A 25,660-nucleotide genomic window follows, 5' to 3' on the forward strand; every position below is an offset into this window, starting at 1 on the left:
ACCGCAACCGGTGCAGGCTGCCGATATGGCCGCTCGCGCAAGGCAATGGCGCCGGATGCGGCGAACACCGCGACGGCACAGAGGATCAGAAGGATGTCCCGCCAGCCGGGGCGCCGGCCCCGCGGACCTCGAGGCGCATTCTGGCCCAGCGGCCGGTCGATATCGCTGCGAACCGGTTGCATGCCCCCGCGATCACCCCGAACGCTGCCGCACGGGCAGGCGGCGCACCCCTGTCGTGAAGGGGTGCGCCGGCTCCATTACTGGTTCATGACCGCCTTGTCCGGATTGGGCGGGAACGCGGGATCGCTTTTGACCCCGCGCAGAAGATCCAGCGCGTAACCGAGTTGGAGGTCTTCCTCCGGATCCTGCGGCACATAGGCAACGGAGCCGGAACCTTCCTCGCTTTCGGCCTCGCCGCGGATGTGTCCGCGCAGCTCGGACTCGCCGCTCGTCACGTCCATCCCGGCGAGATCCTCCGGCAGGGGCTGCTCGACCTCGATGTCGGGCACGATACCCGTGCCCTGGATCGAGGTCCCGGAGGGCGTATAGTAGAGCGCCGTCGTCAGACGCAGCGCCCCGTTCTCACCCAGCGGAATGATCGTCTGCACCGAACCCTTGCCGAAGGACTTGGTGCCGACCACCGTAGCGCGGCGATGGTCCTGAAGCGCACCGGCGACAATCTCCGAGGCGCTGGCCGAACCGCCATTGATGAGAACGACCAGCGGTTTGCCGTCGATGAGGTCGCCCGGCTGCGATGCGAAGCGGGCGATGTCATCAGCCTCGCGGCCCCGCGTGGAGACGATCTCGCCCTGGTCCAGGAACGCGTCGGAGACGTTGACCGCCTGATCGAGCAGACCACCGGGGTTGAGCCGCAGATCGAGCACATAGCCCTTCAGATCGTCTTCCGGAATGTCGCTCTGGATGGCGTTGATGGCCTCGCGCAGGTCGTCGGTCGTCTTCTCGGTGAAGGAGGTGACCTTCATATAGCCGATGTCGTCCTCAAGGCGATATTTGACCGCCTTCACCTTGATGATGTCGCGGATGATAGTGATCTTCAGCGGCTTCGTCTGGCCCTCGCGCAGGACGGAAAGCTCGATCGGCGTGTTGGCCGGGCCGCGCATCATGTCGACGGCATCGCTGAGCGACATGCCGCGCACGTTCTCGCCATCGATCTTCTCGATCAGGTCGCCCGCCAGGATGCCGGCGCGTGCGGCCGGAGTGTCGTCGATCGGCGAGACCACCTTCACGAGTTCGTTCTCCATCGTCACCTCGATGCCGAGGCCGCCGAACTCGCCCTTGGTCTGCACCCGCATATCCTTCGCCGCATCGGCGTTGAGATAGGATGAATGCGGATCGAGGGAGGTGAGCATGCCGTTGATGGCGCTCTCCACCAGCTCCTTCTCGTCCGGCGGCGTCACATACTGCGCCCGAACCCGCTCAAAGATGTCGCCGAAGATGGCGAGCTGGCGATAAGTGTCCGAATCCGCCGCGTTGGCGGCCGTGCCATTCGTCCCGTAAACGAGGCTAACGGCGGATGCGCCCATGAGCGCGCCGGCGAACAGCAGCGACAATTTACGTACCATTTCCCGTCCTTCCAGATAACTCCCGAGCCCACCAAGGCTTCGGATTGATCGGTTTCCCGTCTTTCCTGAACTCAATATAAAGCTCCGGCATCGCTTCGCCTACCGTTGGGACGGCAATACTTGCCAACCGTGCCTCGCCCATCATGCCGATCGGTTCTCCCGCCAGCACGGATTGCCCGAGAGAGACGTTCAACCGATCCATTCCCGCCAGCACGACATGATACCCGTCGCCAGCGTTCAGTATCAATAGCTGGCCATATGACCGGAAAGGCCCCGCATAGAGCACCGTTCCATCCGCCGGCGCGGTAACGATTGCGCCCGATTGTGTTCTTAGAATGTCGCCTTGCAGCCGCCCTCCCGTGCCGTCGTCGTCACCGAAAAGGGCGCCGAAGCTTCCCGCCACCGGCAGTGGCACGAGGCCTCTCCGCTCCGCGAAGGGCAGGGTCTCGGACAAGCTGTCCTCACCCGTCCCCGCGCGGTGCTGCTCGATCGCCTCGTGCAGGGTGGCGATCTCCTTTTCAAGCGAAGCGATCAGCTCCTGCAGGCTTTGGGCGCGGCCGGCGAGCTCTTCGGCCCGGGCGCGCTCGTCCTCCATGCGCGCCACGGCCTCCGCCTGGATGCGCCGCTTCTCCCGCAGGAGCAGCGTAAGGCGCTCTTTCTCTTCCGCCTGCGCCATCTTCTTTGCCTCCAGGCGCTCCCGCTCGGTGCGGATGGAGGTCGTCACGCGACCGAGATCGGTAAGATCCGCGACGAGCATTTCCGTCTCGGCACGGATTTCGGGCACCACCGCGCCCAGCAGAATTGCGCTGCGGATGGAGGCGAGCGCATCCTCGGGGCGCACCAGAATGGCCGGCGGCGGGTTCAATCCCATCCGCTGAAGCGCGCCCAGAACCTCGGCCAGCGTCCCGCGCCGGTTCCTGAGCGACTTGCGCAGGCTTTCTTCCTGGCTGCTCAGGTCCTCCAGCCGGTTTTCGATATCGTCGATATCCTCCCCGAGCTTGCGCTCGGTCTTCACCGCCTGGATCAGCGCCGCCGTGAGCGCCGCGCTGTCGTCCTTGATCGCGGCAATCTCGGCTTCCAGCGCCGCCTGGCGCTTCTCCGACAGCACAAGCGCGCGCGACAGGCGCCGATACTCCTCGACGCTCTCGCTCTGCTTCTGTTCAAGCCCGTCCAGCCCCTGCGCGCCGGAGCGGCCGCCCGGCACGGCCAGGAAAAGGGCTGCCGCGAACATGGCAACCTTCCATCCGGCATGGCTGAATCCTGGGTTTGTCATCTGTCTTCGCCGCGGATCTCCTGAACCTCAGTGTAGCCGAAATTTCGTTAAGGAAGCATCAACCATGACATTTACACTTCACAATCCATGGTAGATCACTCGCGTCGAGATACAAGCGTCTTTGACGCACTTTTCAGACGCGATGATACGGGTGACCGGCCAGAATGGTCGCAGCGCGATAAAGCTGCTCCGCCAGCATCACCCGCACCAGCTGATGCGGCCACGTCTGCGCCCCGAAGGACAGGCGCAGCGCCGCCCTGTCCCGTAGCACCTCATCGTGACCGTCCGGCCCGCCGATGGCAAGTGTCAGCCGCCGCTCGCCCGCATCGCGAAAGGCCGCCAGCCGCTCGCTTATCTCAATTGAAGTAAGATTCCTGCCGCGCTCGTCCAGAAGGATCAGCGTGCCGTCGCCGACGAATTCCGCAAGGCGGTCGGCTTCCTCGCGCTTGCGCGCGGTCGTTGCGCGGGCGCGGCTCTCCGGTATCTCCCTGACGCCCGCATACTCGAGCCCCACCGCCGGACCGGCTTTTGCCAGGCGCTCGAAATAGCGCTCGGCAAGCTCCTTTTCGGCTCCGGCCTTCATACGGCCAACGGCATGGACGTCTATACGAATTACTCGACCTCGCCTTGGCGCTCCGCGCCGGAACACAAATCCGCCCGATGTCCGGGAAACCCTTCCCGGAAACAAAGATCAACCCGGTGCGCACCCCGCGGAGCGCTTCATGCACCGCCAGTGCGCCATCTCCGGCGCGGGCTGCTAGTGCAGCGTCTCGTCCTCCAGATCCGGGGCCTGCCACATCTTTTCGATGTTGTAGAATTCCCGGACTTCCGGGCGAAACACATGAACGATGATATCGCCCGAATCGATCAACACCCAGTCGGCCCCCGCAAGGCCCTCCACCCGCGCGGAGCCGAGGCCGGCCTCCTTGAGCGCGCGGATCAGGCGTTCCGCCACGGCCCCGACATGCCGGTGCGACCGGCCGGAGGCGACGATCATGTAGTCCGCCAGCGGAGACTTGCCCTGAATGTCGATGGAAACGATGTCTTCGGCCTTGGAGTCTTCCAGACTCGCCAGCGCGGTTTTTACGGCGCGAGACAGGCTGTCATCAGGTGCCCCGGCCGGCGAAGGCATAATGTCTGCCTTCTTCTGCAGTGCTGTTCTCAGTGTCTTTCCTTTCCAATAAGAACAACGAAACCGCACGGCACCGTGCCATGCGATACCCAATAGATAGGCAGACATGCTTGTCAGTTTCAAGACAAGACCTGTTGTGCATCGCAGCGCCCCACGCGCGGGCGCCGTCAGTTCCCGCGGCCGCTCTCCCGTGACAATCTTTCCGCGTCCCGCAGTGCGGTCGAGGAGAGCGAGGAGCGTGGGCCGTGAATGAACGTCCACACCGGCGGCGCCATGCGCGCCAGCCGCGGCGCGTCGCTCTCGTCGAGACGCGCGTGGTCGAAAGTCTTGGCCATGGTCGAGGAGAGAAAGGAAAGCGTGGCCCCCGGACGGTCGAAAACGGCGATCGGCACGCTGCGCACAATCTTGCGCCAGCGCTCCCAGCGGTGAAAGCTGCGCAAGCTGTCGGCGCCCATCAGCCAGACGAAATCGACGCCCCGGTTACGTTCCTTGACGAGCTCGATCGTATCGGCGGTAAAGCGAACACGATGACCGGCCTCGAAGGCCGTCACCTTGATGCGTGAGTCCTTGGCGCAGGCTTCGGAGAGCGCAATGCGATTTGCCAGCGGCGCCAGCCCGCTATTGTCCTTCAGCGGATTGCCCGGGGTGACGATCCACCAGAGCTGGTCGAGCCGCAGGCGGCGCAGGGCCGTCTCGGCGACCAGCGCATGCCCGGCATGGGGCGGATTAAAGGACCCGCCGAACAGTCCGACGGCCATGCCCTTCTCCACGTGGGGCATGCGCAGATAGCGCTCCTGAATAGCCTCCCGCGGCGGATTCATGGGATCACGGCCGGGTTTGGCCGGAGCCGCGTACGCGGTACTTGAAGGAGGTGAGCTGCTCCACCCCGACCGGGCCGCGCGCATGCATCTTGCCCGTGGCGATGCCGATTTCGGCCCCCATGCCGAACTCGCCGCCATCGGCAAACTGGGTGGAGGCGTTATGCAGGAGGATCGCCGAATCGATCTCGTTGAAGAACCGTTCCACCGCTTGCGCATCGTCGGCGACGATGGCTTCGGTGTGGTGGGAGGAATAGGTCTCGATGTGATCGATGGCCCCGGCCACACCGTCCACCAGCCGGACGGAAATGATGGCGTCCAGATACTCCGTGCGCCAGTCTTCTTCCATCGCAGGCCTGGCGGCCGGGAAACACGCCCGCACCTCTTCTTCTCCGCGGATCTCGCAGCCGGACGCCGAGAGCGCGTCGAGCACCGGCCGGAGATGCGTATCGGCCGCCGCGCGGTCCACCAGCAGCGTTTCGGCCGCGCCGCAGATACCGGTGCGGCGCATCTTGGCGTTCACCGCGATCGAGACCGCCATGTCGCGATCGGCGGATTTGTCGATATAGAGATGACAGATGCCTTCCAGATGCGCGAACACCGGCACCCGCGCCTCGTTCTGCACCCGCTCCACCAGGCTGCGGCCGCCGCGCGGCACGATCACGTCCAGATTGCCGCCGAGCCCCTTCAGCATTTCCCCGACGGCAGCCCGGTCCGTCACCGGCACGCGCTGGATCGCGTCCTCGGGCAGGCCGGCCTTCTTCAGCCCATCCACCAGACAGGCGTGAATGGCGGCAGACGAACGTACCGAATCCGAGCCGCCGCGCAGGATCACCGCATTGCCGGCTTTCAGGCACAGCGCCCCGGCATCGGCCGTCACATTGGGGCGGCTCTCATAGATGACACCGATCACGCCGAGCGGCGTGCGCACGCGTTCGATGTGAAGCCCGTTCGGCCGGTCCCAGGCGGCAATTACCTTGCCAACCGGATCCTCGAGCGCGGCGATCTCGCGCAGGCCCTGCGCCATGGCGGCTATGCGCTTCTCGTCGAGCTTCAACCGGTCGAGGACGGCCGCTGAAAGGCCGGCAGCACTCCCCTTCTCCATATCCACCGCATTCTCGGCGAGGATTTCGCCCGCGCGCGCCTCCAGCGCCTCAGCCATGGCGAAGAGCGCCTCGTTCTTTTTTTCCGGCGCGGCGATTGCCAGGGGGCGGGCGGCGGCGCGGGCGCGCGCGCCGAGATCCGCCATCAGCCGGGCGACGTCTTCGTCCGAATGATCATGCATCTTGAGCATTCTGTCCCTCCACCTCGCGCTTGCCGGGATGACGTGCCGATAACACCAGATCGTCGCGATGCACCATTGCCGCTCGCGCCTCGTATCCAAGCACGTCGGCGATGTCGCTCGTCTTCAGCCCGGCGATCTTTACGGCATCGGCCGCGTCATAGGCAACCAGTCCGCGCCCGGCCTCCTGCCCGTCGGGACCGATGATGGCGACCGTATCGCCCCGGGAGAAGGCACCGGATACGGATTTCACGCCGGCCGGGAGCAGGCTCTTGCCGGAGCGCAACGCCTTCAGCGCGCCGTCGTCGACGCCGATCCGGCCCGCCGGCTCAAGCTGCCCGGCGATCCAGGTCTTGTAGGCGCGCACCGGCGTCGGGCTTGGCCGGAATAAAGTGGCACGGGCGCCGCGCTCGATGGCCGAGAGCGGGTTCATCTCCTTGCCGGAGGCGATGATCATCGCCGCACCTGCCCCGGTGGCGATCCGCCCCGCATCGAGCTTAGTGCGCATGCCGCCGCGCGAAAGCTCCGAGGACGCATCGCCCGCCATGGCCATGATCTCCGGCGTGATCGTGTCCACCACCGGGATGAAGAGCGCATTCGCATCGCGTTCCGGCGGCGCCGTGTAGAGCCCGTCCACGTCGGAAAGCAGGACGAGCAGGTCGCAGCTGACCATCGTCGCCACGCGCGCGGCGAGGCGGTCATTGTCGCCATAGCGGATTTCGGTGGTGGCGACCGTGTCATTCTCGTTGATGACGGGCACGGCACCCATCTTGAGCAGCGTGGAGATGGTGGCACGCACATTGAGATAGCGGCGCCGCTCCTCGGTATCGCCCAGCGTAACGAGTACCTGCCCCGAGGTGAGACCGTGGCGGCCGAGCTCGCCCGCCCAGGCGCCCGCCAGCGCGATCTGCCCCACCGAGGCCGCCGCCTGGCTCTCCTCCAGCGGCATGGTGCGCCGGCCGAGGCCGAGAATGGTGCGCCCCAGCGCGATCGCGCCGGAGGAGACGACCAGCACTTCCGTGCCGGCCGCCGAGAGGCGCGCCATGTCGTCGACCAACGCAGAAAGCCACGCACGTTTAAGCCCGGTTGCGCGGTCGACCAGGAGAGCAGAGCCGATCTTGACGGTGATGCGGCGATAGGAGGAGAGGGAAATGCGGTTCATCGGGACAGCCCCATGCTGCAAGATGCATGCAAGGTGTCCCGCGCGTCATCCCGGCCAAGGGAGCGGAGCTCCCGCGTGCCGGGATCCATTCCGTGACTCTTCCACGTTCCGGAATGGGTCCCGGACAGCCACTGCTTCGCAGCAGCTTCCGGGATGACGAGGCTCATCAACCGGGTCATTTCCGCCACCGCTCATCCACCGTCTCGTTCTCCGCGGCATCCTCTTGGCGCGCCTCCTCCACCACGCGCATCAACGCCCGCAGCACGTCCTGCACGCCCTCGCCCGTGACAGACGACAGGAGGAACGGTTGCTTGCCCGCAGCCTCTTGCAGCGCCGCCAGCTTCTCCGCCCGCGCCTCCTCGTCCAGCAGGTCGGCCTGGCTCAACGCCACGATCTCCGGCTTCTCCGTAAGCCCGCGCCCATAGGCTTGCAGTTCGCCGCGCACGGTCCTGTAGGCGGCGGCGGCATCCTCTTCCTGCGCCGAGACGAGGTGCAGGAGGACGCGCGTGCGCTCCACATGGCCGAGAAAGCGGTCACCGACGCCGACCCCCATATGCGCGCCCTCGATGAGGCCCGGGATATCGGCCAGCACAAATTCGCGTGCGTCGACGCGCACGACCCCCAGATTGGGATGCAGCGTGGTGAAGGGGTAATCGGCGATCTTCGGCTTGGCCGCCGACACCGTCGCGAGGAAGGTCGACTTGCCGGCATTGGGCAGGCCGGCAAGCCCGGCATCGGCGATCAGCTTCAGCCGCAGCCAGATCCACCGCTCCTCCCCCGGCAGGCCGGGATTGGCGCGGCGCGGCGCCCGGTTGGTCGACGATTTGAAATGCTGGTTGCCGAAGCCGCCATTGCCGCCCGCCGCCAGGCGATAACGCTGGCCCACCGCCGTCAGGTCGCAGATCAGGGTCTCGTTATCTTCCTCATAGACCTGTGTGCCAACCGGCACTTTCATGACGACATCCGTGCCCTTGGCGCCGGTGCGGTTGCGGCCCATGCCGTGGCCGCCCGTCCTGGCCTTGAAATGCTGCTGGTAACGGTAGTCGATGAGCGTGTTGAGCCCTTCCACGGCCTCGATCCACACATCGCCGCCGCGGCCGCCGTCACCGCCGTCCGGGCCGCCGAACTCGATATACTTCTCGCGCCGGAACGAGACGGAGCCCGCACCGCCGTCTCCGGAGCGAATGAACACCTTGGCCTGATCGAGAAACTTCATGGGCGCGCGGCAGCCTTTCCTTGTCAACGCTCCATCTAACGCATCGTGTCACACGCGCAAACCGGAAAGCGCGGACTTCACGCCCGCGCTTTCCTTCGCTTAACTCCCGGCGCCCCAACTCCTCAGGCTCACCCAGGTCTTGCGGTCGAGCTGATAGCGTTCCACCGGCACCTTGCCGGCCACCACCGAATCCATCATGCCCTGGCCGACATACTGAAAGCCGCACTTGTGAATGACCCGGCGCGAGGCGCTGTTGATCACCCGGCACGAGACATGCAGGCGGTCGATATCGGTGGCACGGAAGGCGAGATCGACCAGCGCGTGCGCCACCTCCGTGGCGTAGCCGCGTCCCCAATAGGGCTCGCCGATCCAGTAGCCGAGCTCCAGGCCGTATTGCCGCATGTCGATTCCCGCGCAGCCGACAAAGGCACCGCTGTCGGCAAGCGCCACTGCATAATGGCAGCCCGAGCGGAACTCCGACCGGCTGCCCCGCACGAAGACCTCGGCGTCCGCCTCGCTGTAGGGATACGGCATGCGCGACAGCATCTCGGCGACGCGGCGGTTGTTCGCAAGCTCAACCAGCTCGGGAACATCGTCCTCGTGCGGCGGCCGCAGGACCAGCCGCTCGGTGACGAGCACGGGACACTCGATACCTATACTCTCACTCTCGACCTCTTCGGTTTCGGCAATCATGGCTCTTTCCTCCGGACAAAAATTAAGGGGAGATGGCGACCCATCTCCCCTGAAACCTTTTCCGGATCTTCCGGACACCGGCTCCCAAGATGGGTCGCCGGTGTTTTGGTGCGGAACCGGCTACTCCGCTGCGTCCATCATCGGGTTTACCGACACGTAGGTTCGCCCGTTGGCTTTCTTGGCGAAGGACACGGCGCCCGCCTCGAGGGCGAAAAGCGTATGATCCTTGCCCATGCCGACATTGGCGCCGGGATGCCACTTGGTCCCGCGCTGACGGATGATGATGTTGCCGGCGAGCACCTTCTCGCCGCCGAATTTCTTCACGCCAAGGCGCTTGGACTCGGACTCGCGACCATTGCGCGACGAACCGCCAGCCTTCTTGTGTGCCATGATTCTGCTCCTTTGCGTTCCTGGAACGCTTCGATTCCCTTTATGGGCACTCGCGCGCCCGAATGCAAATCCGTTTCCTGGGGCCAGAGCCCCGAAATATTACGCCAGCGCCTTCGCCTGCTCGCGCCAGTCCTTGATCTGGTCGGCGCTGAAGGGCATCGCCTCGTCGATGCGCGCCACGTCCTCGTCGGACAGGGCGGCGATCTGGGCGAAGGTGATGAGCCCCTGCTCCTTGAGCTGGCCGGCCGCCACAGGGCCGATGCCCTTGATCTTGGTGAGATCGTCGGCCTCGCCGCCCGGTGCGCTGAACAGCGGCGCGGCGGCCGTTTCCTTGGCTTCGGCCGTCTCGGGCTCGGCCTTCGGCTTTTCCGTAGCCGCCTTCTTCTCGGCCTTGGCGGGCTTTTCCTCAGCCTTCGCAGGGGCGGGCTTGGCGGCCGCCTTCTTGGAGGGCTTTGCCCCGTCGAGAAGGATCTCCGAGATGCGCACGGTGGTCAGAAGCTGGCGATGGCCGCGCTTGCGGCGCGAATTCTGCCGGCGGCGCTTCTTGAAGGCAATGACCTTCTTGCCCCGGCCCTGCTCGACGACTTCCGCCGCCACGCTGGCGCCATCGACGAAGGGGGTGCCGATCTTCACGTCACCGCCCTCGCCCACTGCGAGCACATTGCCGAGCTGGACGATCTCGCCCGGTTCGCCGGGAATACGTTCGACCTTGAGCAGGTCGTCGGCGGCGACACGGTACTGCTTACCGCCGGTTTTGAGGACTGCGAACATCTTTCTTGCCTTTCGGTGTCCGGTCCGGCTTGGGCCGCTGCGGCGGCCTGCCGTCTTTTTGTCAGTCGTTGAACAAGGGCCTAAAGCCCCGCGAAACAAACGGCGCGGAGGATGCTCCACGCCGCAGATCGCCGGTCCTTAGCCGAAACCGCCCGACAGGTCAAGGCGAGCCGGTCCATCGCCCAGATTTGGCCTTGTATCGGACCGGCTTCACCGCTATTTAAGCGCCGCTGCATCCGGGCGCCACCCGAGCGTCCGTGCGGAGAGGTGGCAGAGTGGTTGAATGCACCGCACTCGAAATGCGGCATACGGGCAACCGTATCGGGGGTTCGAATCCCTCCCTCTCCGCCATTTCCCGATGGTCCGTTCCGGACACATGGGTTACATTTCATTCCGAAGACATGGGTAACACTTTCGGCTCTCTATAGTGCGATATGGCCACGCACTGCCGATCACCGCAGTTTCTACGCTAGAGACTGCCTTCGCTTCTATCAGCGATCAGGCTCGGGCGTTACGGAACTGGGCCGTGAGCGGGCGGACAACTTCAGGCCTCCCTTCAACGGACACTCAAGACGGCGCGAGCATCGTCGTGACATGCCCCCGTGTGTCGTTCGGGGCGGTCCCGGTCAGAGTGCTTCAGGTGTATTCCGGCATTCGCGTTCTTTCGTGCTATACTGCACGCTGGCTCCAAAGCAGCCATGGATAGGGATTTGTTCGTTTCCGGATGGCCGGCTCAGATCAAAGAAAGCACGACGGCAGCCGCTTGGATGAAACGGATCAGCTCGTGCTTGGTCGTGAGGCTTACGACAAACGGGCATGGGATGAAGCCTATCGATGCCTCTCGCATGCCGGTCAAGCGGCTCCCCTCGCCGGAGACGATCTCGACCGGCTGGCGATGTCGGCCTATTTGAGCGGGCGCGACGAGGAGTACCTGCGGGCGCTGGAGCGAGCCCATCAAGCCTATCTCGAGGTCGGCGAATGTCATCACGCCGCCCGCTGCGCCTTCTGGCTGGGCCTGCGCCTTGTCTTCCGTGGAGAGATGGCGCCGGCGTCCGGCTGGTTCGGACGCGCGCATCGGCTGCTCGAACGCGAGCCACATGATTGCGCCGAACAGGGTTACCTGATGCTGCCCCGCGTCGAACGGCATCTCGCCGCGGGCGACCTCGATGCGGCCTACGCCGCGGCCAGCGGCGCAGTCGAGATCGGCGAGCGCTTTGCGGACGCCGACCTCGTGGCCTGCGCACGGCACTTGCAGGGCCGTGTCCTGTTGCGACAACGGCGGACCACGGAAGGCTTCGCGCTTCTCGACGAGGCAATGGTTTCGGTCACGGCCGGCGAATTGTCACCCATCCTCACCGGCCTGATCTACTGCAGTGTGATCGACGCCTGTCAGCAAGTCCATGCCTTGGACCGCGCGCGCGAATGGACTTCCGCACTGGGGCGATGGTGCTCGGATCAGCCTCAGCTGGTCAGTTTCAGCGGCACGTGCCTAATGCACCGCGCCGAGATCAAGCGGATCAGCGGCGCATGGCAGGACGCAATCGACGAAGCGCAGCAGGCCCTGGAACGTTTGACACGGTCGAATAATCGAAAAGACACGGCCGGGGCGTGGTACCAGCTGGCGGAAGTACACCGCCTCCGAGGAGATTTTGACGCGGCCGAGCGGGCGTATCGCAATGCGAGCCAATATGGTTTCGAACCGCAGCCAGGCCTTGCCCTGCTGTGGCTGGCCGAAAGGCATACCGATGCGGCTGCGGCCGCAATCCGGCGCGTCATGGGGGCGACGACCGATCAGGTGCGCCGCATCCGGCTGCTGCCTGCCCATGTCGAGATCATGCTGGCAGCTGACGAGATCGAGGAAGCACGGTGCGCCTGCCGCGAACTGGAGGATGTCGCGGAAGGCTACGGAACCGAATTGCTGCGCATCCTTGCCGCCCACGCGCGGGGAGCGGCGGAACTCGCGGAAGGCGAAGCGCAGGCCGCGGTGGTTTGGCTGCGCCAGGCCGTCGAAGGATGGCAGCAAGCCGATGCGCCGTATGAAGCGGCGCGCGCACGCGTCATGATGGGGATGGCCTGCCGCGCCCTCGGTGACAACGATGGTGCGGCATTGGAGTGGCAGGCAGCCCGGACAATGTTCCAGCAGCTCGGTGCCACGCCGGACCTTTCCCGCGTCGATACCCTGCTTGGTATGCCGTCGGACGAATCTTGCGGTCTCACTGCCCGCGAACTGCAAGTTCTCCGCCTGATCGCTGCTGGCAAGACCAACAAGCAGATCGCGAACGAGCTGCATTTGAGCGGGAAGACCGTGGACAGGCACGCCAGCAATATCTTCAACAAGCTTGACATCCCCACGCGCGCTGCCGCTACCGCCTGGGCTTACGAGCACCGCTTGGTCTGAGCGGGTCTGGATTGGGTGGAATCACCCATGCCATCATTGACTCCAATTGGGTGGTTCACCCGAAGCGCGGCCATCCTTCCTCCCGTAATCTGCACTGAAACCGTTTGGCCATGGATGCGCAGCGCCGGCTGCTGGTCGAGGCCGGCCGGGCAAGCATTCGACGCGACGCGCCGACCGGCGCCTAGGGAAAATGGAGGAAGCGATGACACAGCAAATCTACGGCAAGTCCTTTGGAGGAACCCCCGCTGAAAACTATGAGCGCTTTTTCGTCCCCTCCATCGGTGGGCCGGTGGCCGACGATCTCATCGGCGTTGCAGGCCTTCAACCAGGGGAGCGTGTGCTCGATGTCGCGTGCGGCACCGGTGTCGTGACGCGGCGTGCGGCCGAGCGCGTCGGCGCCGGCGGCACGGTCGCCGGCCTGGACGTGAACGCAGGCATGCTGTCGGTAGCCCGTTCGCAGACCCCACCGGATGTCTCTATCGAGTGGTACGAGACGAGCGCGGAGTCGATGCCGTTCCCAGATGAGGCGTTCGATGTCGTGCTCTGCCAGATGGGACTCCAGTTTATCCCCGACAAGCAGGCTGCATTGCGCGAGATGCGGCGGGTTCTGGTTACCGGCGGCCGCGTTTTCGTCACCGTCCCTGGGCCCAAGCCGCCGCTGTTCGCGATCATGAAGGAGGCACTGGCCAGTCACATAGACCCGAAAGCTGCCGCCTTCGCCGACCTCGTCTTCTCGATGCACGATGTCGATGAACTCACTGAACTCATGCGCGATGCCGGCTTCTTGGAAGTCGACGTTCAGGCGAGGCCCAAGACCCTCCGTCTCCCGGCGCCCGCCGATTTCCTGTGGCAATACATCCACAGCACGCCGGTCGCCCAAGCGGTCGCTCAGGCTGGTCAGGCAAAACGCGATGCGCTCGAGCGGGAAGTCTGCGAGCAGTGGCAGGAGTTTACGGTGGACGGTTTCATGTCGCTTCGGGTGGGCATGACGACGGCGACAGCGCGAAAAATAGATATGTGAGGTGAAAAGCGCTTTGGCGAGGCGCGAACAGGGTCGACCAGCAACCGACGGGACAATTATTGCGAATGACAATGATATGTGCTGATCCAGGCTTCGTCTCCCAATCCTCAAACGACAGCTTGGGGTGCATAGTCGACATTGCTATTCGTATTGATTGCCGCCTGGTTGGCCTCGCCAATATTTATGCGGTTCACGGAGGGCTATGGGGTAGACGTAATTCTCCGTTTCGTCGTTCGCGGCCCGCCATTTACTGCCGATTACCGCGCAGTTGAACGGCAGTATCCTAATGAACAAAGCAAATAGCCGTCTCGAGGCAGTGAAAGCTGTGAACTGAGGTTCACGCACCCTGCCAAGCAGAAGCGCCGGGGGATAAGCGGCTAGTGCACTCGAGCAGTTTGTGCGGATCTGCAGCTACGGACCCAACTGTTGCGCAGCTTCGGCGAACGCGGCGAACGCGGCGCCATAGAAATGGAAGCATACCGCGACAAGGTTGAACGTGTCATTTCACCCGCGTCGCAACGCTTTGCCAGCCGGCGAGTTAGGGCTTCAGCAAACAGGTGCATTTCCATGCAGGAAGCAGAGCGCGACGAGCCGGCGGCGCCGTCCCATGAGCGTTTGACCGAACCACCGCAGGTCATTGTCGTCGACAAGACCCTGAAGGCGCTGGGAATCGGCACTTTCCTGATCATCATGGTCGTGGCGCTCTATTTCGGGCGTGATTTTCTCCTGCCCGTAGTGCTCGCCTTTCTCTTCGCCCTCGTTCTTGGCCCTGTGGTTCGATCTCTCGCCCGGCGAGGCATTCCTGAATGGGCCACCGCAATACTGCTCGTGGTCATACTCTCCGCGCTCATCGCATCCGCGCTCTACTCCTTGAGCGGCCCGGTTTCGCAATGGATCGATGACGCGCCGCGTATCGGCCGCGAAGTGCAGGACCGGATCGCCACGCTGCGTCGCCCGGTGGATGCGGTGGTGGATGCGTCCGAGCAGGTCGAGCAACTCGCCGAATCCGAGGATCCGGAAGCGCAGCGTGTCGTCTTGAGCGAGCCGGGTCTCATCAGCCGCGCCGCCACCGGGGCGCCCGAGGTCGCCGCACAGATCGGTGTCACTCTCATTCTGCTTCTCTTTCTGCTTTCCTCAGGCGACATGTTTTATGAAAAGCTGGTGAAATCGCTGCCCACGCTCTCGGACAAGAAGCGCGGATTGCGCATTGCGCGGACGGTCGAGAGGGATGTATCGCACTATCTTTTCACCATCTCGCTTGTCAATTTCGGCCTTGGCGCCGCTGTTGCGGCGGGCATGTTTGCGATCGGCTTGCCCAATCCCGCGCTCTGGGGCGTGCTGGCCGCGCTGTTGAACTTCATTCCCTATCTGGGAGCCCTGCTCGGCGTCGTGCTTGTTGGTCTGGTCGCCCTGGTCTCCTTCGACGCGATCGGATTGGCGCTCTTTGCACCGCTCATCTACCTTGCCTGCACCACGGTCGAGGGACAGTTGGTCACCCCGCTGGTCATCGGCCGCCGGCTTGAGATGAACCCCGTCGTGATCTTCCTGGCGATCGCATTCTGGGGCTGGCTGTGGGGGATCGTCGGCGCGCTGATCGCCGTTCCGCTTCTCGTTACGCTCAAAGTATTCGCCGATCACGTTGAAGGACTGTCGGCTCTGGGAGAATTTCTTGCGGGGCGCGACGTGCCGCAGGTGCAGGAAGAGCAAGAGCGCGAACCAGCCGAATCGCCCTAGGTTCCGGCGGTCGAGCGGTGCTAAGCTTATGATCCAGTCAGCATGAAGCGCCCTTTGGCGGATTCTCAAGACAGATGAAACCCATTCTCGTCGCTTCCGGATGCCTGCTCATCGTCCTGACGCTACTGTCATTCGTGAAAAGCGCGAGGTGGTGGATTCGCGGCGCGGACTTTCCGCGCCTGCAGATCGCCGTCGCGATCGCCGTTGTGCTGTGTGCGTACCTGTTGCTCTATGGAGGGGAGGGCACATGGGACGTAGTTTTCCTGATCACGCTCGCAAGCGCGCTCGGTTACCAGGGTTTTCGGATATTTCCTTACACGATCGTGGCGCCTCGGCAGGTTGCGAAGGCACCCGACGATGCAGATCCGGCAAACTCGATCCGCCTCCTGATCGCGAATGTCCTGATGGAGAACCGGAAAGCCCAGCGATTTATGGCTCTCGTGCAAGAAACCCGACCGGATATCATCCTGGCCGTGGAGACCGATGCCTGGTGGGACGAGCGGTTGCGCGAGTTGGACGACGATTATCCGCATTCCATTAAGCAACCGCAAGAAAACCACTACGGGATGCATCTTTTATCCAAACTGGAACTGGATTCGCCCGAAGTGCGGTTCCTGGTGGAAGAGGACGTGCCCTCGGTCCGCGCTTCCGTGCGCTTGCGATCCGGCCGGTGGATCGCATTCTTCGGCGTGCATCCGCGACCGCCGGAGCCGCGAACCGACACCGAGGAGCGCGATGCCGAAATCCTGATCGTGGGCAGGCAGGTGAAGGCGCAGAACCGGCCGGCGATCGTTGCGGGCGATCTCAACGACGTCGCGTGGTCCCACACCACACGCCTTTTCCAGCGCATCAGCGGTACGCTCGATCCGCGGCGCGGGCGCGGCATGTTCAGCACCTTCCACGCCCGATACCCCCTGTTTCGGTGGCCTCTGGACCATATCTTCCATGACGCCGCCTATATGCTTGTCCGCCTGCAGCGCCTGCGCGATATCGGTTCAGATCACTTCCCGGTGCTGGCGGAACTGCACTACAGTCCAAAGGCGGCCAAGGGGCAGGAGGTACCGGAACCCGACCAGGGTGACCGGGCGGAAGCTGGAGAGAAGATCGCCGAGGGCAAGGCCGCCGATTAGGCGATTGGCGGCGTCCGAGCAGTGGCGGCCATCACATGCATGGAACCAAACGGCTCGCCGGCTGTTCGGTTCGGCCACCGTTCCCGGATATCGCAACGGTGTCGCGGAGGTCCTTCATGTCCGAGTCAGTCGTTCTAAAGGGGATGGGCGCCATCGCCCACGAGAACGGCGTTGCATTCCGTGTGTGGGCGCCGCATGCCGACGTGGTATTTGTCACCGGCTCATTCAATGGCTGGTCGGATGACGAAGCCCCGATGGCGGCGGAGGGCGATGGGATCTGGTATGCCGATGTGGCCGGAGCAAAACCCGGCGACGAATATCGGTTCCTGATCCGCAATGGTGAAAAGGTTCTGTCGCGCATCGATCCATATGCCCGCGAAGTGACGAGTTCCGTCGGCAACGGAATTGTCGTCCGGCCAGACGACGACTGGCATGATGTCGATTTCCAGACGCCGCCCTGGAACGAGCTGGTCATCTATGAAATGCATATCGGCACGTTCCATCGCCCGAGCGAAGAACAGCCGGGGACGTTCGAGGACGCGGGCGAAAAGCTCGCTCATTTGAAGCGCCTGGGCGTCAATGCGGTGCAGATCATGCCGGCGATGGAGTTCGCCGGCGACGTCTCATGGGGCTACAATCCCGCCCATATCTATGCCGTCGAGAGCGCGTATGGCGGGCCGGACGGCTTCAAGGCCTTCATCAAGACGGCGCACCGGCACGGCATCGCCGTGATCCTCGATGTGGTCTACAACCATTTCGGCCCGAGCGACCTCGATCTCTGGCAGTTCGACGGCTGGAGCGAAGATGACAAGGGCGGGATCTATTTCTACAATGACTGGCGCAGCGAAACGCCCTGGGGCGAGACCCGCCCTGACTACGATCGCGGCGAAGTGCGGCAGTTCATCCGGGACAACGCCCTCTTCTGGCTCGGCGAGTATCACCTCGACGGGCTGCGCTTCGACATGACGCTCTATATCCGCAACGTGCTTGGAGACGAGGCAGACGAAGGCGACGCCCTTCCCGAAGGCTGGAGCCTGCTGCAATGGATCAACGGCGAGGTCCGCGAACGCTTCCCGGGCCGCATAACCATAGCCGAGGACCTGCGCAACAAGGCTGAGATCACGGCGGCGGTCGCGCAAGGCGGGGCCGGTTTCGGCGCTCAATGGGACTCGGAGTTCGTGCACCCCGTTCGCCAGGTGCTGATCACCGGCGACGACGAGGCGCGCCACATGGCGACTGTCGCCCACGCGCTCCAACATTCCTACAATGGGGATCCGTTCCAGCGAGTCGTCTACACCGAGTCTCACGACGAGGTGGCCAATGGGCGGGCGCGCGTTCCCCATGAGATCGCCCCCGACGATTCCTCCCATTGGGCGGCACAGAAACGCTCGACCCTCGGGGCGACGCTGACGTTCACCGCGCCGGGCATTCCGATGCTCTTCCAGGGCCAGGAATTCCTGCAGGGCGAGTGGTTTCAGGACACCGTTCCGCTCGAGTGGGATCAGAGCGAGGAATTCAGCGGCATCGTCCGGCTCTATCACGACCTCATTCGCCTGCGTCTGAACCGCTCTGACGCCACCCGCGGCCTGCTCGGACGCGACATAACGATCCCTCGCGTGGACGAGGAACAAAAGCTCCTCACCTTCCACCGTTCGGCGGAAGGTGGGCCAGGGGACGATGTGATTGTCGTCGCGAACTTCAGCCACGCGCCCCGGGAGGCCTATCGTATCGGCTTTCCCCGTCAGGGCGTATGGAAACTCCGCCTGAACACCGATTGGGTTGGGTACAGTTCGGATTTCGGCGGTTTCGCCAGCCAGGATGCCGTCGCTGAACCCGGTGAATGCGACGGAATGGCCTGGTCAGGCGAGATCGCGGTCGGGCCCTACAGCGCACTGATTTTTTCGCAGGACGATTAGCCGAGCCCCCATCAGAAGGGCTCACACGACCTGGAGTTCATATTGGTCGCTCGCTTCAGAACCTTATGGGAGAGCGTTAGTACCAGCCTGTGGTTCGTTCCCGGCCTGCTGGTTCTCGGTGCCGTCCTGCTCGCCTGGTCTGCATCAGCCATCGAGGTCGATACGGGAGGTGCAGCCACCTGGTGGTTGCACAGTGGCGATGCCGAGGACGCATCGACTATGCTTTCGGCCCTGCTTCCCGCGATGATCAGCATGGCCACGCTGGTGATTTCAATCACGATGGTAGTCCTGGTCCTTGCGGCTGGTCAGCTCGGACCGCGACTGATCCGGAACTTCATGGCCAGCGTACCAACACAACTCATGCTGGGCATCTTCCTGGCCACGGTCGTCTATCTCATCCTCGTGCTCCGCTTTCTGAACGACGGCCGTCAGGGCGACACCGCGCATCATCTGGCCGTAACCATCGCGACCGCGCTCGTGTTGGTCTGCGTGTTCTTGCTGCTGCTGTTCGTTCATCATCTCGCGCGTTCGATCGTCTCCGATACGGTTATCGAACGGGTCGGGCACGAGCTCGACGTCGCCATCCTTCGCATGCTGCCCGAGGCGAAGGATGGCAACCTCCGGCACGAGCCGCCAGCGTTTCAGGGAGGGATCAGTCTGTGCCTGCCGGATGGAGGCTATGTGCAGGCCATAGACTATGAGGGGTTGGTCGCCTGTGCGCACAAGGCGGGTGCGGTGATCGAGCTTCACTTCCGGCCGGGACAGCTCCTGATCGGGCAGGGCGACCACGGGCGCGTTCATGCCGTCTCTGCGTTGGATGAAGAGATGCTGGACGAAATTTCGGAGTATGTCGTCCTCGGCAGCCAACGGACCGCCGCCCAGGACCTAGAATTCGCTGTGCGGCAACTGGTCGAAGTTGCGCTGCGAGCACTGTCACCCGGGATCAACGATCCCTTCACGGCCATCGCGGCGATCGATCGGCTCGCACTGTCACTTGCGCTCGTCATGCGCCGCGGCGAAGCGCAGGCGGCCTGGAGCGATGAGGAAGGAACCATCCGGGTGACAGGCAAGGTCACCAGCTTCGGCGGCATCGTCGACGCGGCCTTCAATCAGATCCGGCAAGCGACGAGCCAGCCGGCCGTCCTCATCCAGCTGATGACGGCATTGGTGCTGCTGTCAGAGCACGTCCGTCGCAAAGAGCATCGTGAAGCGCTTCTAAAGCATGTCGAACTTGTGCTTGCAGCCGGCTCAAGGTCGATCGAGGATGCCTTCGATCTGAACGCCTTGAAAAAACGCGGTGATCTCGCACGCACTCGTCTGGACGGCGTCGATCGACTGCCCGGTGCCATGGTCAAACGCTCTTGAACGCGTCGGGCGCAGCATCGGAAATCGTGCCCGCACCTGTTGTAAGCACTTGTCCAACCTCCTGGGGCGGAGGTTCTTTAGGAACATCAGTCGTCTTCGGGGTCCGCTAGCAACTTTTGTAGTTGGACGTAGCGTTTCATCATCCCCGGCGCACCATTTTCCGCCCGTCCGTTCCAAACGGCATCGAGCACGGAAATTGAGCTAACGCCTCTTCGTCGGGGAACCGTTCTTATCCCCTCAGGGCTATCGGCCGCGGACACGGGACGCGTTCAGCGCCACGGCGGCGCGGATGAGCGTCGTGAACCCTTCTTCGTTGATCTCCTCGCCCTCCCGGATATCGATAGCACGCCTGGTGCTGCCCTCGAGGCTGGCGTTGAACAGGCCCGAGGGGTCTTCCAGAGAGGCACCCTTGGCGAAGGTCAGCTTCACATAATTCCTGTATGTCTCGCCGGTGCAGATGATTCCGGCGTGCGACCAGACCGGAACCCCCCTCCACTTCCATTCCTCGACCACTTCGGGATCGGCCTGCTTGATGAGCGCTCGGACCCGGGCGAGCGTCTCGCCCCGCCAATCATTCAGTTCCTCGATTCGCGCATCTATCAGCTGAGAAGGAGAGCCCTCCGCTTCTGTCTTCTTCATGCCGCTCTCGCTCCTTTTCTGGCTGGTGTCGTTCTCTGCATGCGTGGTTTCGCTTCTGTTCACATTCTTTCGCCGGGCAACTGGCTGGCTTGTTCCACCCACGCGACAAATTGCGCTTCGTCGAATTGGTCCTCGTAGATGTCAAGGTAGCGCACGTCCTCGTGCTTGGACGCGCCGGGCGGGACAGGACTGAGCGACGCGCCATGGAAGAAGGTCACCTTGATGTACTTCGTGAAGCAATGGAAGCTGAGGAACCAGCCCTGGCCCTCGTCCTCGACGCCATAGAAGGGCGAGTTCCATTTGACCGCCTTGCGCACGCCGGGGACGACGCGCTCGATGAGCGCGTCGAGGCGGCGCCCGACGTCGCTTTTCCAGCCCGGCATGGCGGCTATGTAGGCCTGCACGGGGGCGTCGCCGTAGCCCTTGGGGATCTGCGGGTTGCCGCCTGAGAGGAGGACCGGCTTTGCGGGACCCCCTTTGGTGCCGGTCTTCTTCGCGGCGGTCGATTTCTTCGCCTTGTCGGCCATTCGTGTTCACTCCATCTCACCGGCGGGCCGCCCGCTACGCCGCTCGGTGACATAGGGCAGCACAAACATGTACAGGCCCGTGAACAGCAGCAGGAAGAGCGGGAGCAGCGGCGAATAAACCACCCAGGCCGGAGGCTCCCCCAGCCCCATGGCGACGAAGTTGGCGATGACGGTCACCGTGAAGATGATCGCCAGCCAGCGGTGAACCTGCCGAATCCACATGTTCCAACTCATTGATATCTCCTTTGATGGCGTGCCGGGACGGATCGGACGACCCGCGATCAATCCGATCGCGCCAGCACCTTCTCCAGGGCATCAAAGAACCGCGGCCATCCGACCTTGGCGCCCCGGAAGTAGGGCTGCTGATCCGGCCGGAAGCCCTCTTGTTCCATCCGTAATAGGGTGCCTGAACCCGTCGGGATGAGAATCCAGGTGACGACGCTTCTCAGATCCTTGGTATCCCACGTGTAGGACAGCGTCTTGTTCTGCTCGACCGTCCGGACCTGGCAATCGACGGCACCCCAGTCTGCGCTGAGATTGAAACGGTGCCCCTCGTCCGCCTTGAAATCGTTCTTCATCAGCCAGGCCTCGATCAGGTGCGGCTGCGTGAGCGCGCGCCAGATCTTTTCCGGCGGATGCGGAATCTCCCGTTCGACGACGATGGAGAGTGTTTCGGTCATTGGTCCATCCTTCTGAGCAGATCTTCGAGATCATCGAACCGGTCTTGCCAGAAGCCGGACATCTGGTTCGTCCAGTCGACCAGGGGGGCGAGAGCGCCGAACTGCGGGCTATAGTGCGTCTGGCGTCCCACGTGGCGGTCGCGCACTAGCCCGGCCCGCTTCAGAATCCCGAGATGCTTCGAGACGGCCGGCTGCGAGATCCCGGCCCGGGCCGTCAGGGCCCCGACGGTCAGGTCACCCTCGCGGCACAGCCGCTCGAAGATGGCCCGTCGAGTCGGATCGGCGAGCGCTCTGAAAAGGGCATCGTGGGGCTGCGGCATCGTCATTGATAACCTTCTGGCTATTGATTAGACCGATAACCGTCGGGATATGCGTGAGTCAAGCCGGAGTGCCCGGATGCAACGCTCGCCGTTATCCGGCCTTCGAAACGACCGTCCGGAAGGAACCTGTTCGACTTGTCCGTGCGGCCGGAAGGGCAATGTGGCGGTTTCCAAGGCGCTTAGCACGGTTATTCGACAACACCGCCTTTCAGGGCAAATGTTTCCGGTGGCCACCGCTTTGTTCCTGATCGGCATCGAGCGGCCGGGCTTCCGACGGCAAAAGCACCGGTACACCGTCGCGCACGGGATAAGCGAGTCGAGCCTTGGCAGAGACGAGTTCCGCACGTTCGGGATCCCACTTCAAGGGCCCTTTCGTGAGCGGGCAAACCAGGAGCTCGAGAAGCTTCGGCTCAATCAACCGCCGGCCGCTCCGCCCGCCGTCAGCCATGTCGGCGAAGCCTCCATATCCGTTTCCATTGCCGCCTCTCTCCTGATGAGCTGCGCCCGAAGACATAGCACAATCGGCGCCTCGGCAGGAGACGGGAAAACTCGCGTGGCACCGCTGGTGCCCTATTGCAAGCTGGAGGGGGACCCGTCGCCACCGCGCGCCAGCGACAGCTCCGTCACGGCAACGAGCGTTTCCGCCCGGGTCTTCAGGTCGGCAGCCTCCAGAAGCGCCTGTTTCTCCTCCGGCCCGAAAGGGGCCATCATGGACAGTGTATTGACCAGCAGATCGTTTGCAGCACCGCGGATGCTGTCCCAGTCGGCTTCCAGGCTGTTGGCTTCAAGATAGGCCTGGAAGACCTGCAGGAGCGCTGCCCGGTCGATACGGCCCGTGCTGTTGTCCGCCTCGAAATCCGCAGCGAGGGGCGCAATGCGGCATTGCCGGAAGGGTGTGCCGGCGCGGACCTCGCCGCGGCAGCGGAAACGGCAGATGCCCACAAGCGAAATGAGATAGCGGCCGTCGCCGCTCTCGGCAAAGGAGACCACCCGCCCCGCGCAACCGATGGCGCTGAGCGCCGGCTCCGTACCGGTCGGGCCATCCTCGTGAGCGCCGAGGTCCGGCTGTATCATGCCGATCACCCGCGCCCCGGCGAGCGCATGGTCAACCATCGCGATATAGCGCGGCTCAAAGATATTGAGCGGCAAGCGGCACCCCGGCAGGAGGAGCGCTCCCGCCAGCGGAAAGACCGGAATCTGATCCGGCACCGCGGACGCATCGGCGTAATGTGCATTTCCAGCCTTCAAGGCCCGCTCCTGCATCCCGCGTTCCGGAAGACCGATGGCCCGCGACGCCATGCTCCTCAGGAAAACAGCAGTGAGGACAGCCTGCGCCTGGCTGACAGCGTCACCGGGTCGCTCGCACCCCACGCGTCGAAAAGCTCGAGCAGCTTCGTCCGTGCTGCATCGTCCTTCCAGCCACGATCGGCCTTGACGATGGCCAGCAGGTTCTCTGCCGCCTCCTCGCGCTGCCCTTGAGCGTTGCGAACCAGCGCCAGATCGAAGCGCGCTTCATGGTCGGACGGATCGGCCTCGAGCCGCCTTTGCAGCTCGGCCGGATCGCCGAGTTCGGCCACCTGTTCGGCGAGAGCCATCTTGGCACGCACCGCGGCGACGGCAGCGGCATCCTTCTTGGCTTCCGGCACGCGCTCGAGCACGGCACGCGCCTCGTCCGCCTGCCCCGCCTCGAAAAGCAGGTCGGCAAGACCGGCCAGCGACTCGACATGCTCCGGCTCCTGTTGCAGGACGGCCGAATAGATCTGCGCCGCCGTTTGCGGATCGCCGCCCTCGCGCGCCTCGGAGGCAGCGGCGAGCGCTTCGTCGATCTTGTTGCCGCCGCCGGCTGAGATCTTCTTTACGAACTCGCGGATCTGGCTTTCGGGAACCGCGCCCATGAAGCCGTCCACGGGCTGGCCGTCCTTGAAGGCGATGACGGCGGGGATGGACTGGATGCCGAGCTGGCCCGGAATGGCGGGATGCTCGTCGATGTTGAGCTTGACCAGTTTCACCTGGCCGCCCGATTCGCGCACCACCTTCTCCAGCGCCGGCGCCAGCTGCTTGCAGGGGCCGCACCAGGGAGCCCAGAAATCGACGAGTACCGGCTGCCGCCGCGATTCCTGGATAACGTCGGCGCTGAAGGCGGCCGTGGAGGTCTCCTTGATCACCTCTCCCGCCGTAGGCGCACCCAGCAGATCGGCCGCCCCGCTCGGGGCGACGTTTTCCCGCCCCGCGCCGAAGCTGACATTCGCCGTCATCCCGGTGCCCGATCCGCCGTAGGGATTGTCGCGGTCGCTCATTGCTGCCCCTTCCTGTCTTTATGCCCTGCGCGCCACCTTGAGTCCTCTGCGTGGCAGGGCAGGATACGTGATGTGGCCATCATTGTGAAACTTTCAAGATCAGCGGTTCGTGCCCGGTCGCTTCCAGAAAGCGCGGGAGATCCGCCCGGGCGATGGAGGTGGTCGCTTCGTTGTGAAGCGGATGGGCGTTGATGATCTCGTGCGCCATCAGAGCCTCGTCGAGGACCACCGTCACCTCTCCTTCAGTATCGTTGACCACCCCGAACAGTGTGACCGCTCCGGGCGTGACGCCGAGATAATCCATGAGCCTGTCGGGCTTTCCGAAGGACACCCGGCCGGAGGCGCCGATGATGTGATGGATGGACTTGAGGTCCACCCGGGCATCCTCCTCCACGGACACCAGAAAATGCCGGTCTTTCCTGTCCTTGAGAAAGAGGTTCTTCGTGTGCGCCCCGGGGATCGCCCCGCGCAGGCTCTGTGATTCTTCGACCGTGAAGAGCGGCGGGTGCTGCCGCGTCGTCACCGGGATGCCGAGCTCGGCAAGATAGTCGAACAACGCTTGCGGTGATTTCGGCATCGGTTCCCCGTGATGCGACATCTTCCAGGATTGCTGGTGTAAGCGTTCTGGCCACCGCGACGCAAGGTGCCACGGAAAACACGCGGCCGCCCACCCGCCTTCTGCACGCGAATCCACCAAGAACAGAAAATGCCACGCGATTCCCTGTTGCATTCGGCCGACACTTCAGCCATATAAGCGCCGCTTACGGTGTTTGCCGTGAAAGCGGGTGTAGCTCAGGGGTAGAGCACAACCTTGCCAAGGTTGGGGTCGAGGGTTCGAATCCCTTCGCCCGCTCCAGTTTCCAAAGGTCCTCAAAGCCGCGGAACGCCGCGGCTTTCATGTTTTCAGGGCGGCTCAGATCCCAATCCGAAATCTTACCTCGATAGGCCAGGGTTACCGCGCGGTTACCAGATTGCGGATTCGACGCAGCGTGAAGTCGCGGTGTTCGCCCGCTGTCAGGCGGTCGGATGATCCCACTCCAGAACGTGAGCTCCAGCCCGAACGTTATTTCCTCGGGATGGCCCAGCCCCTACTCCCGCAGCCAAGACTCCAATGAAGGACAGTGACTGAATTGATGAGAAAGAACGCTATCCCGGATTTCGACGATCGCCGCAAGCACGCGGCGCAGGCACGCCAGGCCATGCTGGAAAAGTTCCGTGCGGCACCGGGGCCGGACGATCCGCGAATGGTCGAGAAGCGCCGCGAGCGCGAAGCGATCGCCAAGGCCCGGGCGGAGCGGCAGGCCGAGCGCGAG

27 protein-coding genes, 2 tRNA genes and 1 pseudogene are annotated in these 25,660 nt (G+C 63.8%); 9 read left to right on the forward strand and 21 right to left on the reverse strand.

Features of this window, described 5'->3' with window-relative positions; all coding sequences use genetic code 11:
* From ACFP9U_RS13070 to ACFP9U_RS13125, 12 genes and pseudogenes are all read right to left on the reverse strand, one after another.
* Window positions 1–182, reverse strand: a pseudogene (locus ACFP9U_RS13070) (divergent polysaccharide deacetylase family protein); the annotation flags it as partial.
* Window positions 183–257: 75 nt separating this feature from the next.
* Complete coding sequence (locus ACFP9U_RS13075; protein WP_378622014.1) at window positions 258–1,583, reverse strand: S41 family peptidase; 1,326 nt, start codon at window positions 1,581–1,583, stop codon at window positions 258–260.
* The gene (locus ACFP9U_RS13080) at window positions 1,573–2,814 is read right to left on the reverse strand and encodes a murein hydrolase activator EnvC family protein (RefSeq protein ID WP_378622016.1); all 1,242 of its coding nucleotides are present in this window, start codon (window positions 2,812–2,814) and stop codon (window positions 1,573–1,575) included. Before ACFP9U_RS13080 ends, ACFP9U_RS13075 begins: the two co-directional genes overlap by 11 nt.
* A gap of 175 nt (window positions 2,815–2,989) precedes the next feature.
* Window positions 2,990–3,469 (reverse strand): 23S rRNA (pseudouridine(1915)-N(3))-methyltransferase RlmH, encoded by a 480-nt coding sequence (rlmH, locus tag ACFP9U_RS13085; protein WP_378622054.1) that lies wholly within the window; start codon window positions 3,467–3,469, stop codon window positions 2,990–2,992.
* Between the two features lie 144 nt (window positions 3,470–3,613).
* Window positions 3,614–3,988: a ribosome silencing factor gene (gene rsfS, locus ACFP9U_RS13090; RefSeq protein WP_378622018.1), complete on the reverse strand. Its 375-nt coding sequence runs from the start codon at window positions 3,986–3,988 to the stop codon at window positions 3,614–3,616.
* A gap of 167 nt (window positions 3,989–4,155) precedes the next feature.
* Window positions 4,156–4,809: a nicotinate-nucleotide adenylyltransferase gene (locus tag ACFP9U_RS13095; RefSeq protein ID WP_378622019.1), complete on the reverse strand. Its 654-nt coding sequence runs from the start codon at window positions 4,807–4,809 to the stop codon at window positions 4,156–4,158.
* Between the two features lie 4 nt (window positions 4,810–4,813).
* On the reverse strand, window positions 4,814–6,100 hold the full coding sequence (locus ACFP9U_RS13100) for a glutamate-5-semialdehyde dehydrogenase (RefSeq protein WP_378622022.1): 1,287 nt from the start codon (window positions 6,098–6,100) through the stop codon (window positions 4,814–4,816).
* Entirely contained in the window at window positions 6,084–7,250 is a 1,167-nt protein-coding gene (proB, locus tag ACFP9U_RS13105; RefSeq protein ID WP_378622023.1) for a glutamate 5-kinase, read from the reverse strand. Before proB ends, ACFP9U_RS13100 begins: the two co-directional genes overlap by 17 nt.
* Window positions 7,251–7,425: 175 nt before the next feature.
* The gene (gene obgE / locus ACFP9U_RS13110; protein ID WP_378622025.1) at window positions 7,426–8,466 is read right to left on the reverse strand and encodes a GTPase ObgE; all 1,041 of its coding nucleotides are present in this window, start codon (window positions 8,464–8,466) and stop codon (window positions 7,426–7,428) included.
* Between the two features lie 99 nt (window positions 8,467–8,565).
* Entirely contained in the window at window positions 8,566–9,159 is a 594-nt protein-coding gene (locus ACFP9U_RS13115) for a GNAT family N-acetyltransferase (protein WP_378622027.1), read from the reverse strand.
* A 120-nt stretch (window positions 9,160–9,279) separates the two neighbouring features.
* A complete protein-coding gene (gene rpmA, locus ACFP9U_RS13120) occupies window positions 9,280–9,549 on the reverse strand; it encodes a 50S ribosomal protein L27 (protein WP_322453279.1) in 270 nt (89 codons plus the stop codon).
* A 99-nt stretch (window positions 9,550–9,648) separates the two neighbouring features.
* Window positions 9,649–10,320, reverse strand: a complete 672-nt coding sequence (locus ACFP9U_RS13125; protein ID WP_378622030.1) for a 50S ribosomal protein L21 — start codon at window positions 10,318–10,320, stop codon at window positions 9,649–9,651.
* A gap of 261 nt (window positions 10,321–10,581) precedes the next feature.
* On the opposite strand from ACFP9U_RS13125, the gene ACFP9U_RS13130 reads away from it, so the two are divergent.
* From ACFP9U_RS13130 to ACFP9U_RS13160, 7 genes are all read left to right on the forward strand, one after another.
* Window positions 10,582–10,671 (forward strand) — tRNA-Ser (locus tag ACFP9U_RS13130).
* A gap of 412 nt (window positions 10,672–11,083) precedes the next feature.
* Window positions 11,084–12,718, forward strand: coding sequence for a LuxR C-terminal-related transcriptional regulator (locus ACFP9U_RS13135; protein WP_378622032.1), 1,635 nt, complete (start codon window positions 11,084–11,086; stop codon window positions 12,716–12,718).
* A gap of 202 nt (window positions 12,719–12,920) precedes the next feature.
* On the forward strand, window positions 12,921–13,739 hold the full coding sequence (locus ACFP9U_RS13140; RefSeq protein ID WP_378622033.1) for a class I SAM-dependent methyltransferase: 819 nt from the start codon (window positions 12,921–12,923) through the stop codon (window positions 13,737–13,739).
* Window positions 13,740–14,306: 567 nt separating this feature from the next.
* The gene (locus tag ACFP9U_RS13145; protein ID WP_378622035.1) at window positions 14,307–15,473 is read left to right on the forward strand and encodes an AI-2E family transporter; all 1,167 of its coding nucleotides are present in this window, start codon (window positions 14,307–14,309) and stop codon (window positions 15,471–15,473) included.
* Window positions 15,474–15,547: 74 nt separating this feature from the next.
* The gene (locus ACFP9U_RS13150; protein WP_378622036.1) at window positions 15,548–16,603 is read left to right on the forward strand and encodes an endonuclease/exonuclease/phosphatase family protein; all 1,056 of its coding nucleotides are present in this window, start codon (window positions 15,548–15,550) and stop codon (window positions 16,601–16,603) included.
* A 116-nt stretch (window positions 16,604–16,719) separates the two neighbouring features.
* Complete coding sequence (locus ACFP9U_RS13155; protein WP_378622038.1) at window positions 16,720–18,519, forward strand: alpha-amylase family glycosyl hydrolase; 1,800 nt, start codon at window positions 16,720–16,722, stop codon at window positions 18,517–18,519.
* A gap of 42 nt (window positions 18,520–18,561) precedes the next feature.
* Window positions 18,562–19,884 carry a DUF2254 domain-containing protein gene (locus ACFP9U_RS13160; RefSeq protein ID WP_378622040.1) on the forward strand — a complete coding sequence of 441 codons (1,323 nt, stop codon included), beginning with the start codon at window positions 18,562–18,564 and terminating at the stop codon, window positions 19,882–19,884.
* Window positions 19,885–20,127: 243 nt separating this feature from the next.
* Here the strand turns inward: ACFP9U_RS13160 and ACFP9U_RS13165 are convergent, their stop codons facing one another.
* The 9 genes from ACFP9U_RS13165 to ACFP9U_RS13205 all read right to left on the reverse strand — a co-directional run bounded on the left by ACFP9U_RS13165 (window position 20,128) and on the right by ACFP9U_RS13205 (window position 24,924).
* Window positions 20,128–20,523 (reverse strand): DUF1801 domain-containing protein, encoded by a 396-nt coding sequence (locus tag ACFP9U_RS13165; protein ID WP_378622041.1) that lies wholly within the window; start codon window positions 20,521–20,523, stop codon window positions 20,128–20,130.
* Window positions 20,524–20,582: 59 nt separating this feature from the next.
* Window positions 20,583–21,050: a DUF1801 domain-containing protein gene (locus ACFP9U_RS13170; protein WP_378622043.1), complete on the reverse strand. Its 468-nt coding sequence runs from the start codon at window positions 21,048–21,050 to the stop codon at window positions 20,583–20,585.
* 6 nt (window positions 21,051–21,056) lie between these two features.
* Window positions 21,057–21,284, reverse strand: a complete 228-nt coding sequence (locus ACFP9U_RS13175) for a hypothetical protein (RefSeq protein ID WP_322450607.1) — start codon at window positions 21,282–21,284, stop codon at window positions 21,057–21,059.
* A gap of 47 nt (window positions 21,285–21,331) precedes the next feature.
* Window positions 21,332–21,730 (reverse strand): SRPBCC family protein, encoded by a 399-nt coding sequence (locus tag ACFP9U_RS13180; protein ID WP_378622045.1) that lies wholly within the window; start codon window positions 21,728–21,730, stop codon window positions 21,332–21,334.
* On the reverse strand, window positions 21,727–22,050 hold the full coding sequence (locus tag ACFP9U_RS13185) for an ArsR/SmtB family transcription factor (RefSeq protein ID WP_322450625.1): 324 nt from the start codon (window positions 22,048–22,050) through the stop codon (window positions 21,727–21,729). Before ACFP9U_RS13185 ends, ACFP9U_RS13180 begins: the two co-directional genes overlap by 4 nt.
* Before the next feature lie 208 nt (window positions 22,051–22,258).
* On the reverse strand, window positions 22,259–22,498 hold the full coding sequence (locus tag ACFP9U_RS13190) for a Trm112 family protein (protein WP_378622046.1): 240 nt from the start codon (window positions 22,496–22,498) through the stop codon (window positions 22,259–22,261).
* A 122-nt stretch (window positions 22,499–22,620) separates the two neighbouring features.
* Window positions 22,621–23,313, reverse strand: a complete 693-nt coding sequence (locus ACFP9U_RS13195; RefSeq protein WP_378622048.1) for an LON peptidase substrate-binding domain-containing protein — start codon at window positions 23,311–23,313, stop codon at window positions 22,621–22,623.
* A gap of 41 nt (window positions 23,314–23,354) precedes the next feature.
* Entirely contained in the window at window positions 23,355–24,347 is a 993-nt protein-coding gene (gene trxA, locus ACFP9U_RS13200) for a thioredoxin (protein ID WP_378622049.1), read from the reverse strand.
* Between the two features lie 79 nt (window positions 24,348–24,426).
* Window positions 24,427–24,924, reverse strand: a complete 498-nt coding sequence (locus ACFP9U_RS13205; RefSeq protein ID WP_378622051.1) for a prolyl-tRNA synthetase associated domain-containing protein — start codon at window positions 24,922–24,924, stop codon at window positions 24,427–24,429.
* A gap of 204 nt (window positions 24,925–25,128) precedes the next feature.
* Between ACFP9U_RS13205 and ACFP9U_RS13210 the strand changes: the two genes are divergently transcribed.
* A tRNA-Gly gene (locus ACFP9U_RS13210) sits at window positions 25,129–25,203 on the forward strand.
* 277 nt (window positions 25,204–25,480) lie between these two features.
* The coding region (locus tag ACFP9U_RS13215) for a DUF6481 family protein (protein ID WP_378622052.1) at window positions 25,481–25,660 on the forward strand (180 nt) is incomplete at its 3' end.

This window comes from Nitratireductor sp. GCM10026969 (assembly GCF_042660605.1).
Taxonomy (GTDB): Bacteria; Pseudomonadota; Alphaproteobacteria; order Rhizobiales; family Rhizobiaceae; genus Chelativorans.

Excerpts from the sequence above, each read along its gene's own strand:
- proB (WP_378622023.1), bottom strand. The coding sequence starts at position 7,250 with ATGAACCGCATTTCCCTCTCCTCCTATCGCCGCATCACCGTCAAGATC.
- ACFP9U_RS13175 (WP_322450607.1), bottom strand. The coding sequence starts at position 21,284 with ATGAGTTGGAACATGTGGATTCGGCAGGTTCACCGCTGGCTGGCGATC.
- rsfS (WP_378622018.1), bottom strand. The coding sequence starts at position 3,988 with ATGCCTTCGCCGGCCGGGGCACCTGATGACAGCCTGTCTCGCGCCGTA.
- ACFP9U_RS13185 (WP_322450625.1), bottom strand. The coding sequence starts at position 22,050 with ATGCCGCAGCCCCACGATGCCCTTTTCAGAGCGCTCGCCGATCCGACT.
- ACFP9U_RS13075 (WP_378622014.1), bottom strand. The coding sequence starts at position 1,583 with ATGGTACGTAAATTGTCGCTGCTGTTCGCCGGCGCGCTCATGGGCGCA.
- ACFP9U_RS13095 (WP_378622019.1), bottom strand. The coding sequence starts at position 4,809 with ATGAATCCGCCGCGGGAGGCTATTCAGGAGCGCTATCTGCGCATGCCC.
- ACFP9U_RS13165 (WP_378622041.1), bottom strand. The coding sequence starts at position 20,523 with ATGAAGAAGACAGAAGCGGAGGGCTCTCCTTCTCAGCTGATAGATGCG.
- ACFP9U_RS13190 (WP_378622046.1), bottom strand. The coding sequence starts at position 22,498 with ATGGCTGACGGCGGGCGGAGCGGCCGGCGGTTGATTGAGCCGAAGCTT.
- ACFP9U_RS13140 (WP_378622033.1), top strand. The coding sequence starts at position 12,921 with ATGACACAGCAAATCTACGGCAAGTCCTTTGGAGGAACCCCCGCTGAA.
- ACFP9U_RS13080 (WP_378622016.1), bottom strand. The coding sequence starts at position 2,814 with ATGTTCGCGGCAGCCCTTTTCCTGGCCGTGCCGGGCGGCCGCTCCGGC.
- ACFP9U_RS13155 (WP_378622038.1), top strand. The coding sequence starts at position 16,720 with ATGTCCGAGTCAGTCGTTCTAAAGGGGATGGGCGCCATCGCCCACGAG.
- ACFP9U_RS13205 (WP_378622051.1), bottom strand. The coding sequence starts at position 24,924 with ATGCCGAAATCACCGCAAGCGTTGTTCGACTATCTTGCCGAGCTCGGC.
- ACFP9U_RS13115 (WP_378622027.1), bottom strand. The coding sequence starts at position 9,159 with ATGATTGCCGAAACCGAAGAGGTCGAGAGTGAGAGTATAGGTATCGAG.
- ACFP9U_RS13145 (WP_378622035.1), top strand. The coding sequence starts at position 14,307 with ATGCAGGAAGCAGAGCGCGACGAGCCGGCGGCGCCGTCCCATGAGCGT.
- rpmA (WP_322453279.1), bottom strand. The coding sequence starts at position 9,549 with ATGGCACACAAGAAGGCTGGCGGTTCGTCGCGCAATGGTCGCGAGTCC.
- ACFP9U_RS13170 (WP_378622043.1), bottom strand. The coding sequence starts at position 21,050 with ATGGCCGACAAGGCGAAGAAATCGACCGCCGCGAAGAAGACCGGCACC.
- obgE (WP_378622025.1), bottom strand. The coding sequence starts at position 8,466 with ATGAAGTTTCTCGATCAGGCCAAGGTGTTCATTCGCTCCGGAGACGGC.
- ACFP9U_RS13125 (WP_378622030.1), bottom strand. The coding sequence starts at position 10,320 with ATGTTCGCAGTCCTCAAAACCGGCGGTAAGCAGTACCGTGTCGCCGCC.
- ACFP9U_RS13150 (WP_378622036.1), top strand. The coding sequence starts at position 15,548 with ATGAAACCCATTCTCGTCGCTTCCGGATGCCTGCTCATCGTCCTGACG.
- trxA (WP_378622049.1), bottom strand. The coding sequence starts at position 24,347 with ATGAGCGACCGCGACAATCCCTACGGCGGATCGGGCACCGGGATGACG.
- ACFP9U_RS13180 (WP_378622045.1), bottom strand. The coding sequence starts at position 21,730 with ATGACCGAAACACTCTCCATCGTCGTCGAACGGGAGATTCCGCATCCG.
- ACFP9U_RS13100 (WP_378622022.1), bottom strand. The coding sequence starts at position 6,100 with ATGCTCAAGATGCATGATCATTCGGACGAAGACGTCGCCCGGCTGATG.
- ACFP9U_RS13195 (WP_378622048.1), bottom strand. The coding sequence starts at position 23,313 with ATGCAGGAGCGGGCCTTGAAGGCTGGAAATGCACATTACGCCGATGCG.